Consider the following 13,123-nt stretch of genomic DNA (forward strand, 5'->3'; position numbering starts at 1 on the left):
AGCTTCGGAAGAGTCTTGCAGGAGCGATGGATTGCCGGGTCACTTTGTACGAAGACGCACTTCGTGCTTTAGCCCGGCGATGACAAGTGAAGAACCGGCGACCGCCACCAATCATTCAGGAGTAAAATTCAATGGCTGCCAAGGACGTGAAATTCGCCGGAGAGGCCCGCGAGCGCATGCTGCGCGGCGTCGACGTGCTCGCCAATGCCGTCAAGGTGACGCTCGGCCCCAAGGGCCGCAACGTCGTCATCGAGAAGAGCTTTGGCGCCCCGCGCATCACCAAGGACGGCGTCACCGTCGCCAAGGAGATCGAGCTCGAGGACAAGTTCGAGAACATGGGCGCGCAGATGCTGCGCGAGGTCGCTTCCAAGACCAACGACACCGCCGGTGACGGCACCACCACCGCGACCGTGCTGGCGCAGGCCATCGTCCGCGAGGGCGGCAAGGCGGTCGCCGCCGGCATGAACCCGATGGACCTCAAGCGCGGCATCGACATCGCGGTATCGGCCGTGATCAAGGATCTCGAAAAGCGCGCCAAGCCGGTCGCCGCCTCCTCCGAGGTCGCCCAGGTCGGCACCATCTCGGCCAATGGCGACGCCGCGATCGGCAAGATGATCGCGCAGGCGATGCAGAAGGTCGGCAATGAGGGCGTGATCACGGTCGAGGAGAACAAGTCGCTCGATACCGAGGTCGACATCGTCGAAGGCATGAAGTTCGACCGCGGCTATCTGTCGCCGTACTTCATCACCAACGCCGAGAAGATGACCGCCGAGCTCGAGGATGCCTACATCCTGCTGCACGAGAAGAAGCTGTCCGGCCTGCAGGCGATGCTGCCGGTGCTGGAAGCCGTGGTGCAGTCCGGCCGTCCGCTGCTGATCCTCGCCGAGGACGTCGAGGGCGAGGCGCTGGCGACGCTGGTGGTCAACCGCCTGCGCGGCGGGCTCAAGGTCGCCGCCGTCAAGGCGCCGGGCTTCGGCGATCGCCGCAAGGCGATGCTGGAGGACATCGCGATCCTGACCGGCGGCCAGCTGATCTCCGACGAGCTCGGCATGAAGCTCGAAAGCGTCACGGTGAACATGCTCGGCCGCGCCGGCAAGATCGTGATCGACAAGGAGAACACCACGATCGTCAAGGGCGCCGGCAAGAAGAAGGACATCGATGCCCGCGTCGGCCAGATCAAGGCGCAGATCGAGGAAACCACCTCGGACTACGACCGTGAGAAACTGCAGGAGCGCCTCGCCAAGCTCGCCGGCGGCGTTGCCGTGATCAAGGTCGGCGGTGCGACCGAGATCGAGGTCAAGGAGAAGAAGGACCGTGTCGAGGACGCGCTGAACGCGACCCGCGCCGCGGTGCAGGAAGGCATCGTGCCCGGCGGCGGCGTGGCGCTGCTGCGCGCCAAGAAGGCGGTCGGCCGTCTCTCCAACGACAATGCCGACGTCCAGGCCGGCATCAACATCGTGCTCAAGGCGCTGGAAGCTCCGGTCCGTCAGATCTCGGAGAACGCCGGCGTCGAGGGCTCGATCGTGGTCGGCAAGATCCTCGAGAACAAGTCGGAGACCTTTGGCTTCGACGCCCAGACCGAGGACTATGTCGACATGGTCGACAAGGGCATCATCGACCCCGCCAAGGTGGTGCGCACCGCGCTGCAGGACGCCTCCTCGGTGGCCGGCCTCCTGGTGACCACCGAAGCCATGGTCGCCGAAGTGCCGAAGGACGCGGCCCCGGCGATGCCGGGCGGCGGCATGGGTGGGATGGGCGGCATGGGCGGCTTCTGAGCCCCGACCGCGCATCGCTACCGAGATCGAAGGCCGCCTCCGGGCGGCCTTCTTTTTTCGGTGGGGCATCGCGGTCGGGCAGCAGGCTCCGCTTCACCTCGCCCCGCGTGCGGGGAGAGGTCGGAACGCATCGCTAGATGCGTTCCGGGTGAGGGGGAGTCTCCGCGAGCGCGACTATCACCATCTATGCGGAGACGGCCCCTCACCCCGACCCTCTCCCCGTAAGAACGGTGAGAGAGAGCACAACGCCATCGCGCTGTTGTCACGCTCTACGCCACGCAGACGCCCGGCACCGCGACCTTCTGGAACAGATGCGGCGAGGCCACCGCCGAGGCCGGATAGGCCGAGAGTTTTGCGCGGAACTCGGGATTGGCGAAGGCTGTGCGGAAGGCCGCGGTGGATTCCCAGACCGCGTAGTTCAGATAGGCCGGGCTGTCGCCGAGCGCGCGATGCAATTGGGTCGAGATGAAGCCCGGCTGCCGCTTCATGATCGCGGCGTCGTCCTGCCAGGCCTTGAGGAAGGTCTCCTCGTCGGCCGCATCGAGCGTGAACAGGTTGACGAGCACGACGGCGGCGGCATCGACCGCAAGCTGACGCTCGATCGGGAATGCAGGATCCAGGGGGCGCATCTGGGGCATGGTGAACTCCATCCAGTTTGGTGCTATGAGGTCATTCCGTTACGATGGATACATAGCAATATTGACATTATGATGTCAATTAACTCTTATGGTGACAAATGCCACAGACCAAGCGCACCCCGGCGGGCGATGCCCTGAGCGACCTGATTCTCGACCTGTTCCGGCTCAACAGCCTGCTGTTCACCGCCGGCGACCGTCTGGTGGCCGGGCTCGGGCTGACCAGCGCGCGCTGGCAGATCCTCGGCGCCATCGTCGCCGCCGAACGCCCGCAGCCCGTCGCCTGGCTGGCGCGCGACCTCGGCGCCAACCGCCAGAACGTGCAGCGGATCGTCAACGATCTGGACCGCGACGGACTCGTCAGCTTCGAGACCAACCCGCATCACCGCCGCGCGCAGCTCGTCGTGCTGACCGACAAGGGACGGCAGGCGTTTGACGCCGCCATGCGATTGCAGTCGCCTTGGGTGAACGGGTTGTCGGAGGGGCTCGCGGTCAAGGACATCGAAACCATGGGCCGCATCGTCGCCGCGCTGCGCGAGAAGCTGGAAAGCAGCGTGGAACCTGACGCACGGGCATGACCAACGGCGGCGCGAAGCCACGACCTCGCGCTGCGCCGGCGGGAATGACTCAAATTTTCCCGGCCTCGCAAACGAAGTCCTTACCATCGTCAATCTCTACGCGATCGGTAGCGCGACTTTAACCCAGTGGTTGTGAATTTGCTCGCACGCTCCGCGCCGACACTCTGTTGGGCGGGTCCATGGACTCTCATCACTCCGCTGCACCGGAACTTGCCGGTCCCAGCCTCATGCCTGCGCGCTCCTATCTCGGGGTGGGCGGCGGCGTGCTGGCAGCGATCCTCGCGCTGTCGTGCGCCTTATATGCCTTCCCTGCGGCAAGGACCGGCCTGAATGCGCCGCCTGCGACGGCCGAGGAATTGAGCGCGGGTGTCGTGACGGTGGTTGCGCCCGAGGACAGCATCGGAATCAAGTCAGCGATTGCCGCGGTCGACGTGTCCGAGACGGCTCGATCGGAGATAGCGCGCGCGGTCCAGACGAACCAGCGGCAGATGGCCTGGCTCGTGTTCGTCGACAGCATGGACCCGGACGGCGACGTCGTCGCGGTCCGCGCCTCGGGCCTCACCCAAAATATTACGCTCTCAAAGGCCTGGACACCGGTTGCAGTGCCGATCTCGCCGGGATCACCGATCGAAGTGACCGGTGTGAGGGACGGCCTGGGCGGAGGCATCACGGTGGCGCTCGCAACACGAAACGGGCCAATGACGCTTCGCATCCTGAGCCCCGGAGAAACACTCGAGGTGATGCCATGACAGGGCTCAATCCATGGCTCGGCCGGCTGTTCATCGTGCTGGGCCTCATCACCATCGATCACGCGTCGCCGGCGCTGGCCCGGACGCTGGTCGTTGGCGCCGCCGTCGTCGCGGTCTTCATCTTTCTCTATCAGGGCTCCTATCTGCCGAGGTTCATCATGGACGTACTGGATCGTCTCACCAACAAGGCTTCGCTGGAACAGGCCTACGCGCAGCGCAGCGGCAAGCTGGTCACGATCGACGCGGATCAGCTCGCCGACAGGATCATTGCCCGGGTGATCGGGCAGAACGATGCAGTGCATAGCATCGCCATGCAGTTGCGCCGCCGCTTCGCGGCACGCCGCGCCGACAAGCCGATCGCGGTGTTCTGCCTCGCGGGCGCGCCCGGCACCGGCAAGACCCACTTCGCCAAGGTGCTGGCCGACGAACTTTATGGCGGCAAGGGCCATCTCCACTTCTTCGACATGAGTCAGTTCGGTCAGCCGCACGCGGCAGCCAGCCTTTTCGGCCAGGCGCGCGGCTATGTCGGCTCGCAGACCTACGGCGCGCTGACCGCAGCACTGCGTGACGTTCCGGACTCGATCGTACTGCTCGACGAATTCGAGAAAGCCCATCCGGAGGTTCATAAGCGTTTCCTCACGGCCTGGAACGACGGCTTCATCACCGAGGTCAGCGACGGCGCGCGCGTCGCGACCAGCGACGCGATCTTCATCCTGACGACCAATGCGGCGTCGCGCCGGATCGGCGAGATCGCCGAGCAGAACCAGACCGCCGAGGACCGTGGGCGCCTCGCCAAGGCCTCGCTGCTCGACGCCCAATTCGCGCCGGAGGTGTTGTCGCGGATCGACGAGGTGTTCGCATTCCGTCCGCTGAAGGGGCTCGACATCGCACGCGTCGTCGCGCTCGAGATCGAAGCGATCGCGCAGCAATTCGGCCTCAGGATCGCGGGCGGCGGCATCGATCCGAAGATCCTGCTGGATTCGATTGAGACGCTGTCGAACCGCCTCCAGGGCGGCGTTCGCGATCTGACGCGGGCGCTCGAGCGCCAAGTCACCGACAAGCTGATCGATGCCCGCGCGGCCGGTGCCGTTGAAGTCCGCCTGATCGATCGCGGCTCCGGCGTCACCGTCGAGGTCACGCGAAGCAACGCCACGGCCGAGCCGCTGCAGCCGCAGTCGGCCGAAGTCTTGAACAACTGATTGGAATTGGTCCAGTGCCCCAGTCGATTTTCCCGGCCGTCAAGAAGAGCGCTTGGCAGCGCCTGTTGCAGCTTTGGCATGGCAACGGCAGCTTTCGCGGCTTTCTCGAATTCGCCGCGATCGGCGCGGTGGTCGTCGCCTTTCTGCACGGATCAAATTTCGGCGTCCTGAAGTGGGTCGGCTCTGCGGTTGGCAGCAAGATCGCCAGCGCCGTCACAAGCAAGGGCTGGACGGCACGTCCGCCGATGCTGTCCGATGTCATGTTCGACGGCAGCTACTTCGCGGCAAGACCGGAGCCGCTTCATTCCAAGCTGACCTTTGCCACGATCGCCATTCAGGCCCGACAGTCTGGTGAGGTCGAGCGCCTGCTTGCCGGCACAGATGCGAACGACCCGTCCGTGCAACTCGTGAAGGGCACGGCGGCGCTGATGTCGCCGGATCCGCGCAGCTATTCGGCGGGACTCGAATTGCTCAGGCAGGCGGCCAGGCAGGGCGAGGCGAAAGCGATGGCGATCCTCGGCCTTGCCATGATCCTCGGACACGGCGGCCAGGACCAGAATGCCGAGCTCGGCCGGCAATACCTGCAGCAGGCGATCGACGCCGGCGATGCGCGGGCAGCCCACGTCCTCGCAGCAGGCTACTTCACCGGCTGGGCGGGGCGGGTCGATCCGGTCGCCGGCGCCGGCCTGATGCGCCGCGCCGCCGAGCGCGGCGACACCGATTCGATGTTCCAATATGCAATCATGCTGGTCAGGGGATTGGGCGTCACCAAGAGCGCGGTCGAAGGCGAGGCCTGGTTGCTGCGCGCCGCCGAACGCGGTCACGCCGGCGCGCAGTCGGAATTCGGCCTTGCGCGGCTGATCGACTTCAACCGTCAACTCACCACCGACGCCGGACCGGCGATCACTTGGCTGTCGCGCGCCGCGGAGCAAAATGAACCCGACGCGATGTTCGCGCTCGGCATGTTCTACACATCCATCAAACCGTCCACGAGCTATTCCAATCCGGTGCGTGGCACGGGGCTGCTGGAGACATGCAGCCGGCAGACGCTGGACAGCCGCTGCACCTTTGCCTACGCGACCATGCTGGAAAACGGCCACGGCACCGCTATCGATCTGGTGCGCGCCCATGCCTTCTATCGCCTGTCCAACGACGTCAAGGACACGTCGGAAGGCCGCAAGCGGCTGGCGGACCTCGAGAAGCAATTGTCCGGCGGCGATCTCGCAAAAGCGCGTCATCTCGCGCAAGAGGTCCGCGAGAGATATATGGCGGGCACACGGCGGCCGGTCCTCGGCAACTACGCGCCGGTTCCAACGCCGCTGGACGGTCATTGAGTCCAGGCTTCGACAACGATCCTGCAACAATAATTCTGTCGCAAATCCCCGGCACTTCTGGGATGGTGAGCCCGAATCAGCCCCCATCGGTGACGAGGTCGTTTGCATGCGCTCCGCTGTGTCTGTCGCTCTTCTTCTGCTGTCGTCGGTTGGATCGACACTGGTCTCCTCGGCACCGGCTCTCGCCCAGATGAAGCTCCAGCCGAAAGCGGCGCCCGGCGGGCCCGAAACGCGCTATTTCACCGCGATCGACGGGCTGATGGACGGCAATGCCGACGTCATTCTCAAGGAAACGCGCCAGGGCAAGACCGTCACCGCCGCCGTGCTCGACGTCTGCTATCCCGCCGACAAGGCGTCCGATCGCAAGGACCGCTTCGTCGCCACGCTCACCGTCAACGGCCAGACGCTGTCCGGCTCGACCCAGAGCATCGCCGACAAGCAGCCGGTCAGCATCAAGCTGACCCGCAAGCAGAGCGGCGACAGCTTTGACTTCCGCGGCCAGATCACGATCGGTCAGGCCGTGACCGAGGTCGCCTCGTCGGACAATTCCGACCTCAGCGAGAAGGAATTTCTGGACAACCAGACCACCGACGACGGCATCACGCCGCAGCCGAAGGATTTTACCGACGTCTCGCCGGAATCGGTCGGCGTCCGGATCAAGCTCGACACCGCGGCCGACTTCCTCAAGAGCCTGAAGGGCGAACCGGTCGAGATCGGCACCTCCAGCCTCGCGGTGAGCTGCGATGCGCTGCGCGCCGGCGAGCAGACCATCAACCTCACGGTCGATCCGGAGCGCGCTTCGGCCCTGCTCACCAAGGCCAAGGCGATGCCCGGCGTGACCGCGGCGGGGTGGACCAGCGGCGCGGTCGAGATGGACCGCACCATCCGCTTTGCCGCCGCCGACTGGTCGAGCGGCGACAAGATCAACAAGGACAAGCTCGCGAGCGCGATCTCGGCCGTGCTGGCGCGGACGCTGCAGGCCAAGCCCGCTTCCGCTACGTGGAACGCCAACACCGGCAAGCTGAAGCTGGTGCTGAAGCGGCCGAGCGGCGTCTATCCGGCGCTGGGCCTCGTCGAAAATCTCGAGATCACCGCGCTGGTCTCGCCCGACAAGCCCGGCAGCACCGACAAGCTAATGCTGTGGGTGTCGAGCCCGGTGACCTCGACCTCGGACGACAGTGCCGGCGCCAAGCTCAATCTGTCCGATGATTCCAGCGGCGACGAGGAAGGCGGCGAGCCGCGCGACGACAACGGCACGATCGACGCGCTGACCAAGGAATTCAAGGGCCAGCGCTGGGACGCCGACAAGTCGGTGTGGAAGTGAGGGCTGTGGCGGCCACGGTGATCCTCCCCGCCTAACTTGTCGACGTTCTCGTCGTCTCACGCTTGTCGTCGGCGCCCTCGGAAGGCTCGCACCTGAATGGCACGACGTTGTGGCGTGCCACGACCGGCGAGGCGTTCGGGCCGGACTGCAGCATCCCGTCGGCTCTGACGAACAGCTCGGCGCTGCGCGCTGTCGCAGTGCGATCGAGCAGCGCTCGCAGCTCGGGGCGAAAGCCGTCGCCGCGCAACGCGGCGATGGCGTCGAAGTTGTGCATGATGTGCTCCTCTGTGTTCAGGCCAGGATTTCGCATCGTCGTTCCGCGAGCCACCCGATTCCGGAGCCAGCGACGGCGCGCGCAAAGCTGCGCCAAGCGCCTCGCCGACAAAGCGTAATCTCACGCAAGGGCCCGCGCCGCATCCGATCGGGAATCGGGTGGTCCGGCAGCCGTCTCCGAATGTTGACTGCCGACGTCGCAACGCCGGTGTTGCCGATCGCGAAAGCCGGCAGCGAAAACGGAGACGAACCGATGTCAGAACAGAACAAGAGCGTGGTAGCCCGCTGGTTCAAGGAGTTTTGGGGCAATCCCTGGAATCCGCGCATCGTCAACGAGCTCGCCACGGCCGACATCGTGGTGCACTACCCGATGCATGAACCGAAGTGCGGACGCGCCGCGGTGCTGCAGTTCATGACCGAGTTTCGCGAAGCCTTTTCCGACCTCAATTTCCGGGGCCTCGGCCAACTCGTCGCGGAGGGCGACCTTGTCGTCGGCCGCTGGGAAGGCGGCGGCACCCACACCGGACCCGCGTTCAGCGACTTCCGGCTCGGCTCGCTGCCCGCCGCCTCCGGCCGCAAGATGAAGTTCGCCGGCACCACCGTGCTGCGCCTGCAGCAGGGGCGGATCGCCGAGGAGCTCGGCCAGGAAGACGCGATCACCGCCATGTTGCAGCTCGGTCTCATTCGCCTGCCCGAGCAGGACGCTGCCGCGGCGCGGCCCGGCGGCGCGTTGCCGCCTGGCTGGAACAACATGCCGAAGCAGCCGGAGAGCGCGCGCTGAACGTGGCCGGCCAAACTGGAAGCCGGCGCTTGCACCGGCTTCCAGGACGCTATGCCGGAAAGATCAGGCACGTCGTCGTGCCGTGGGCGAGCAAGCGGCCTTCTGCATCGGTGACCCTGCCCTCCGCCGTGCCGATGCGGCGGCCGCAATTGAGCACCTGTCCCTCCGCCCTGATCGGGCCGGTCTCCGGCGTGATCGGACGGATCAGCGATATCTTGAATTCGAGCGTGGTCTGGCTCGTCCCGGCATCGAGCGTCGACTGCACCGCCAGCCCCATGCAGCTGTCGAGCAGCGTCGCGGTGAGGCCGCCATGCACCGTGCCCGCCGGATTGAGATGCGCGTCGGTCGGCACCAACGTGACAACGACGCGGCCGCGCTCGGCCTCCGCAACGTCATAGCCGAGCGTTCGCGCGATGGTGTTGAGCGGCAGCGCGCCGCTGGCGAGCCCCTGGACGAATTCGAGACCGCTCATCTGCCGCTTCTGCTCGGCACTGACGGTGCCATAGGACTTGGTCATTGCCGATCTCCATGAAATTTACCGGGGGTTCGCTGATCTGCTGTTACGCATCGCCGAGGGCGGCCGGCCGTAAAGTCTAGCGAATGCAGCGCTCATGCGCCGCGTGCTGGAGAAGCCGGCACGCTTCGCCACCAGATCGATCGGAAGGTCGCTGCCATCGATCAGGCGCTTGGCGCGCTGCACGCGCAGCGACAGCGCGACCTGCAGCGGCGAGGCGTCGAGATGTTCGGCGAACAGGCGCGACAGATGCCGCGCGCCGACGCCGAGCCGTTCGGCCAGCGCATCGACATGGCCGCGATCGAGCGCACCCTGCTCGATCAGAACCAGCGCACGCTCGACGGTCGTCCTGGTGCCTTTCCAGGCCGGGCAGAACGGCGCCGCCTCGGGCCGGCAACGCAGGCACGGCCGGAAGCCGGCGCGCTCCGCCGACGCCGCGCTGCCGTAGAACGCGACGTTGCGCGCCAGCGGCGTGCGCGCCCGGCACACCGGGCGGCAGTACACGCCGGTGGTCTTGACCGCCACGAACACGATGCCGTCCCAGGCGGGATCGCGGCGTTGAAAGGCAGCATACTGGGCGGCGAAGTCGAGCATGCTCCCGCTATAGGCGCGGCCGCTTGCCATGACGACCCGCTTCCCGGAGACGACGTCCGGAAACGACCGCACGCGCAGGCAGGGCCGACGCGGCCTGCGACCGATTGGCCATGCTTTGCCCCAGTTCGGTCACCGAAAATTAAGGCTCGATTCAGTTTCCGGGCTCATCATTTGCGTGATCCGAACACAGGTCACGCCATGCACGACCGCGCGCCGATCAGTCCTGACAACGTCTGGCCGACAGATCTGGCTGGCGGCCGGTCGGCCGAGCCGGCAGGCGACCTCTGGGATCTCTCCAACGCCAACCACGACGCCGCTTTGCTGCTGCGCGAGCCGCTGGCCGACCGCATCGGCACCGCGCTGCTGGTCGCGACGGCTCTGGCGGCCAGCTTCGTGCTGGGATGGGCCGGCAATGTGAGCTGGAATCACTTCACGAGTGCGCCCGAGCCGGCTGTAGTGGCCCAGAAGGAAGCGCCGCCGCCGCGCGTGGCGGAGACACGGCCAAACGCGCGAGGCGAAGCCACCCGGCGGACTGCATCGAACACTGAGCCTGCCGTCACCGGCAGCATTCCGAAGACTACGGCCAATCCGCGCCCGACCGCCTTGGGAGCCGCGCCCACCACCCTGAACGCGCAGGCCGCAGCGCTCGCGACCAAGCCACAGCCGGCGGGGCCCGAGACGCGGCCGAGCACCGTGCCCGGATGGTCGGTGCTCGAGGTCCGCGACGGCACCGCCGTGCTGGAGGGACCGGACGGCGTCAAGATGGTCGCCCGCGGCGACGTCGTGCCCGGACTAGGCCGGGTCGATTCGATCGTGCGCTGGGGCAACCGCTGGATCGTCGCCACCGCGAACGGTCTGGTCGCGACGCCCTGAGCGGCGAAACTTTTCTCAGTTGCCGTTGATCAGGAAGCGCAGCGACTTGCTGCCGATCAGGGTGACCGCTTCGCCCTGCCGCTGCCAGGTCGCGGTGCTGCCGAGCGCGGCGAGCAGATCGCGGTCGGCCTGCGCCCGCTCCGGCGAGCAGGTGCGGTTCTCCATCGCGCCGGGAATGAAGACGAGCGTGTTGCCGGCGACCGAGAACTTGCCCTTGCCGCCGTCGCACCAGAGCTCGAGGATCACCTCGCCGTCGTCGCCGATCTCGATCGAGGGAATCCGCTTCGAGCCCGGCATGCGCGCGGCGTCCAGCGTCATCACGAAGCCGAACGGGAATTCCTCCTGCGCCTCGGCCGACATCGATGCAAATGCGGCGGCAACCAGCGCCAGCGCGGCCATGCCGTTCAATATCCGCCTCATCGCCATCATGCTTCCCTGAAATTGCGCCGCCGCCCAACGGCCGTCCTTGTATGGGACGAGGCCGTGCTTGGCCAGCGTCGCGCGCGATAAAATCTCCGGAACCAAGGCCCCTATGGCGTGATGCCCACGGCAAAGCGTCGCTGCAACCCACCGGGCGGTCGCGCGCTCGACCAGCCAAGACGACACAACGCCCCAAGGTTGCAAATCTCTATTGCACTCGTCGCAATGCTGTGATCAACTTCAGGTTGATTACCTCCGCCCTTTCGTTTCGATCCGGGGAGGATGCGTTGAGTTTCGACAATCACATTGCGACACGACACAGCGCCCGTTGCCTGCTGGCGGCGTTTTCGCTTGCGTTCTTGAGCCAGGACGCCAACGCCGGGACCACCCTACCCCCCAACGTCATGTCGACCTGCGCCTTCACGCCGGCGGAGTTCGGCGGCATATTCGAGTCCGGAAGCGTCTCGAAGAACGGCGGCGTTCAGCCCGCAAACAGCTTCGCATTCACGCCGAACTCGCTGTGCTCCTTCTACAAGTGGTCGACGCAGATGTTTCTCTGGCTGACCTCGCCGGCACCGTCGCGCGCCGGCGGCGGCACACACGTGTTCGACTCTCCGGTCTTTTTTGCGGTGTCTCCGCTCGATTCGAACGGTCAACGTGACCTGATTCCTGCGGCGCCCGGCCGGTCCCTGCCATTCCTGCCGCTCATCAGCCAGCGCGGAAACAAGGGGCAGGAGGTCGTGTTCGACAGCAAGGGAAAACTCCACGACGTCGTCCGCGCGGCGGTCGGGCCGAACGGAAGATTGCTGGCGCGCGATAGAGCGGGCCAGCCGGTCGAGATCGAGCGCGTTCAAGCGGCTCCCGACGGCAAACCCATCCTGCTCGACCGCGCGAACAGGCCGGTCGACTTCCAGGCGACGCGCGCCGGCGCGCCGACGCTGTTCAGCGACACCGGTGCGCCGCTCGCGCTGCGGCCGGACACCGTGCTGGTGAACGGCCGTCCACAGTTGGTGACGACGTCAGGCGCGGTGATTCAGACCGAGGAAGGTCAGGCCGGTGGCGGCGCGCTGATGGCACAGAACGGATCGCTTGTGCTCTACCTGCTCCAGGTGAACGACGTATGGGCCTACTTCAATACCGGAATGAAGGACAACAAGATCACCAATCCGACCCCGACTACATTCCCGACGCTGGGCAGCGGTCTCGGCCAGATCACCACCTTCGCGCAACAGGCGCCCGCGCCATTTACGAAATCCGCATTTCCGGACAACGTCGCAATGGCTGTCGAGGTGAAGTCCTCATGGATAGAAACCACCGGCCTCGCCAACCCTGACGACTACATCACGATCGACGCGACCATCCCAACCTACAATCCGCCGCTGACTCAGCCCAACAATACCCAGTCGGTTCAGTCGGGCACGAAACAGACCAAACTCGCGCTGGTCGGCATCCACATTGTCGGCAGCACGCTCGATCATCCGGAAATGCTGTGGGCCACGTTCGAGCACGTCAACAACAGCCCCAATCCGCAATACACCTTCACCACGACCGCGAGCGGCGTGGGCACCCAGCCGGCGGATGGGCCCGGCGGCTGGATCTTCTCGTCGACCGGCGCAACGACCGCCAACCCCAACAATCTGCGCATAACGCCAAACGGTACAGCCCTCAACGCAGTGCCCGGCCAGACGATCGGCCCGAGCGATGTCGTCCGGATCAACCCGTGGGGGACCGCTTCGTCCAGCGCGCAGTTTACCGCCAACAACACCGATATCGTGTCGCTCAACAAGAACGTCATCGGCCTGCTGGCCGCCGGCGATGCGCGCCAGAACTACCTGCTGGTCGGTGCGACCTGGGTGCTCGGCGGCGGCCCGCCAAGCAAGGGCGTAATAACCGGCACGCCGCAGATGGCCAATTCGACAATGGAAACGTTCTTCCAGCCGAGCAACTGTTTCGACTGCCACTCCGACGACGGCGGCAACATGCTCGGCACGCCGTCCGGTCCGGATGGTTTCAGCGGAGGTCTGAGCCATATCTGGGCCGCTACACGCCCACTGTTTCCCTGAAAAGTCCGGAA

The 13,123-nt window shown here is 65.8% G+C and carries 14 protein-coding genes; 9 read left to right on the plus strand and 5 right to left on the minus strand.

Translation table 11 applies throughout. The features are described from left to right. Window positions 1–131 precede the first annotated feature (131 nt). Complete coding sequence (gene groL, locus CI41S_RS34460; RefSeq protein WP_139863450.1) at window positions 132–1,775, plus strand: chaperonin GroEL; 1,644 nt, start codon at window positions 132–134, stop codon at window positions 1,773–1,775. Between the two features lie 269 nt (window positions 1,776–2,044). On the opposite strand, the gene CI41S_RS34465 is transcribed toward groL, so the two are convergent. Beyond that, window positions 2,045–2,413 carry an antibiotic biosynthesis monooxygenase family protein gene (locus tag CI41S_RS34465; protein WP_139863451.1) on the minus strand — a complete coding sequence of 123 codons (369 nt, stop codon included), beginning with the start codon at window positions 2,411–2,413 and terminating at the stop codon, window positions 2,045–2,047. Window positions 2,414–2,511: 98 nt separating this feature from the next. On the opposite strand from CI41S_RS34465, the gene CI41S_RS34470 reads away from it, so the two are divergent. From CI41S_RS34470 to CI41S_RS34490, 5 genes are all read left to right on the plus strand, one after another. Then, window positions 2,512–2,988 carry a MarR family winged helix-turn-helix transcriptional regulator gene (locus CI41S_RS34470; protein WP_139863452.1) on the plus strand — a complete coding sequence of 159 codons (477 nt, stop codon included), beginning with the start codon at window positions 2,512–2,514 and terminating at the stop codon, window positions 2,986–2,988. Window positions 2,989–3,167: 179 nt separating this feature from the next. Beyond that, a complete protein-coding gene (locus tag CI41S_RS34475; protein WP_139863453.1) occupies window positions 3,168–3,737 on the plus strand; it encodes a hypothetical protein in 570 nt (189 codons plus the stop codon). Then, window positions 3,734–4,936: an AAA family ATPase gene (locus CI41S_RS34480; protein ID WP_139863454.1), complete on the plus strand. Its 1,203-nt coding sequence runs from the start codon at window positions 3,734–3,736 to the stop codon at window positions 4,934–4,936. Before CI41S_RS34475 ends, CI41S_RS34480 begins: the two co-directional genes overlap by 4 nt. A gap of 14 nt (window positions 4,937–4,950) precedes the next feature. After that, a complete protein-coding gene (locus CI41S_RS34485) occupies window positions 4,951–6,270 on the plus strand; it encodes a tetratricopeptide repeat protein (RefSeq protein WP_139863455.1) in 1,320 nt (439 codons plus the stop codon). Between the two features lie 190 nt (window positions 6,271–6,460). Then, window positions 6,461–7,594 (plus strand): hypothetical protein, encoded by a 1,134-nt coding sequence (locus tag CI41S_RS34490; protein ID WP_430650062.1) that lies wholly within the window; start codon window positions 6,461–6,463, stop codon window positions 7,592–7,594. Window positions 7,595–7,625: 31 nt separating this feature from the next. On the opposite strand, the gene CI41S_RS34495 is transcribed toward CI41S_RS34490, so the two are convergent. Next, window positions 7,626–7,868: a hypothetical protein gene (locus CI41S_RS34495; protein WP_139863457.1), complete on the minus strand. Its 243-nt coding sequence runs from the start codon at window positions 7,866–7,868 to the stop codon at window positions 7,626–7,628. A 252-nt stretch (window positions 7,869–8,120) separates the two neighbouring features. Here CI41S_RS34495 and CI41S_RS34500 point away from each other — a divergent pair, with 252 nt between their 5' ends. Further along, window positions 8,121–8,648: an ester cyclase gene (locus CI41S_RS34500; protein ID WP_139863458.1), complete on the plus strand. Its 528-nt coding sequence runs from the start codon at window positions 8,121–8,123 to the stop codon at window positions 8,646–8,648. Between the two features lie 49 nt (window positions 8,649–8,697). Here the strand turns inward: CI41S_RS34500 and CI41S_RS34505 are convergent, their stop codons facing one another. Together CI41S_RS34505 and CI41S_RS34510 are read right to left on the minus strand one after the other, a co-directional pair. Next, a complete protein-coding gene (locus CI41S_RS34505; protein WP_139863459.1) occupies window positions 8,698–9,165 on the minus strand; it encodes a PaaI family thioesterase in 468 nt (155 codons plus the stop codon). Window positions 9,166–9,183: 18 nt separating this feature from the next. Then, window positions 9,184–9,756 carry a bifunctional transcriptional activator/DNA repair enzyme AdaA gene (locus CI41S_RS34510; RefSeq protein ID WP_139863576.1) on the minus strand — a complete coding sequence of 191 codons (573 nt, stop codon included), beginning with the start codon at window positions 9,754–9,756 and terminating at the stop codon, window positions 9,184–9,186. A 198-nt stretch (window positions 9,757–9,954) separates the two neighbouring features. Here CI41S_RS34510 and CI41S_RS34515 point away from each other — a divergent pair, with 198 nt between their 5' ends. After that, window positions 9,955–10,629 (plus strand): hypothetical protein, encoded by a 675-nt coding sequence (locus CI41S_RS34515; protein ID WP_139863460.1) that lies wholly within the window; start codon window positions 9,955–9,957, stop codon window positions 10,627–10,629. A 15-nt stretch (window positions 10,630–10,644) separates the two neighbouring features. Here the strand turns inward: CI41S_RS34515 and CI41S_RS34520 are convergent, their stop codons facing one another. Then, the gene (locus CI41S_RS34520) at window positions 10,645–11,049 is read right to left on the minus strand and encodes an META domain-containing protein (RefSeq protein WP_430650057.1); all 405 of its coding nucleotides are present in this window, start codon (window positions 11,047–11,049) and stop codon (window positions 10,645–10,647) included. A 230-nt stretch (window positions 11,050–11,279) separates the two neighbouring features. Between CI41S_RS34520 and CI41S_RS34525 the strand changes: the two genes are divergently transcribed. Continuing rightward, window positions 11,280–13,112 carry a hypothetical protein gene (locus tag CI41S_RS34525; protein ID WP_139863462.1) on the plus strand — a complete coding sequence of 611 codons (1,833 nt, stop codon included), beginning with the start codon at window positions 11,280–11,282 and terminating at the stop codon, window positions 13,110–13,112. The last annotated feature ends 11 nt before the right edge of the window (window positions 13,113–13,123 follow it).

The organism is Bradyrhizobium ivorense (assembly GCF_900696085.1).
GTDB lineage: Bacteria > Pseudomonadota > Alphaproteobacteria > Rhizobiales > Xanthobacteraceae > Bradyrhizobium > Bradyrhizobium ivorense.

Excerpts from the sequence above, each read along its gene's own strand:
- groL (WP_139863450.1), top strand. The coding sequence starts at position 132 with ATGGCTGCCAAGGACGTGAAATTCGCCGGAGAGGCCCGCGAGCGCATG.
- CI41S_RS34465 (WP_139863451.1), bottom strand. The coding sequence starts at position 2,413 with ATGCCCCAGATGCGCCCCCTGGATCCTGCATTCCCGATCGAGCGTCAG.
- CI41S_RS34470 (WP_139863452.1), top strand. The coding sequence starts at position 2,512 with ATGCCACAGACCAAGCGCACCCCGGCGGGCGATGCCCTGAGCGACCTG.
- CI41S_RS34475 (WP_139863453.1), top strand. The coding sequence starts at position 3,168 with ATGGACTCTCATCACTCCGCTGCACCGGAACTTGCCGGTCCCAGCCTC.
- CI41S_RS34480 (WP_139863454.1), top strand. The coding sequence starts at position 3,734 with ATGACAGGGCTCAATCCATGGCTCGGCCGGCTGTTCATCGTGCTGGGC.
- CI41S_RS34490 (WP_430650062.1), top strand. The coding sequence starts at position 6,461 with ATGAAGCTCCAGCCGAAAGCGGCGCCCGGCGGGCCCGAAACGCGCTAT.
- CI41S_RS34495 (WP_139863457.1), bottom strand. The coding sequence starts at position 7,868 with ATGCACAACTTCGACGCCATCGCCGCGTTGCGCGGCGACGGCTTTCGC.
- CI41S_RS34500 (WP_139863458.1), top strand. The coding sequence starts at position 8,121 with ATGTCAGAACAGAACAAGAGCGTGGTAGCCCGCTGGTTCAAGGAGTTT.
- CI41S_RS34505 (WP_139863459.1), bottom strand. The coding sequence starts at position 9,165 with ATGACCAAGTCCTATGGCACCGTCAGTGCCGAGCAGAAGCGGCAGATG.
- CI41S_RS34510 (WP_139863576.1), bottom strand. The coding sequence starts at position 9,756 with ATGCTCGACTTCGCCGCCCAGTATGCTGCCTTTCAACGCCGCGATCCC.
- CI41S_RS34515 (WP_139863460.1), top strand. The coding sequence starts at position 9,955 with ATGCACGACCGCGCGCCGATCAGTCCTGACAACGTCTGGCCGACAGAT.
- CI41S_RS34520 (WP_430650057.1), bottom strand. The coding sequence starts at position 11,049 with ATGAGGCGGATATTGAACGGCATGGCCGCGCTGGCGCTGGTTGCCGCC.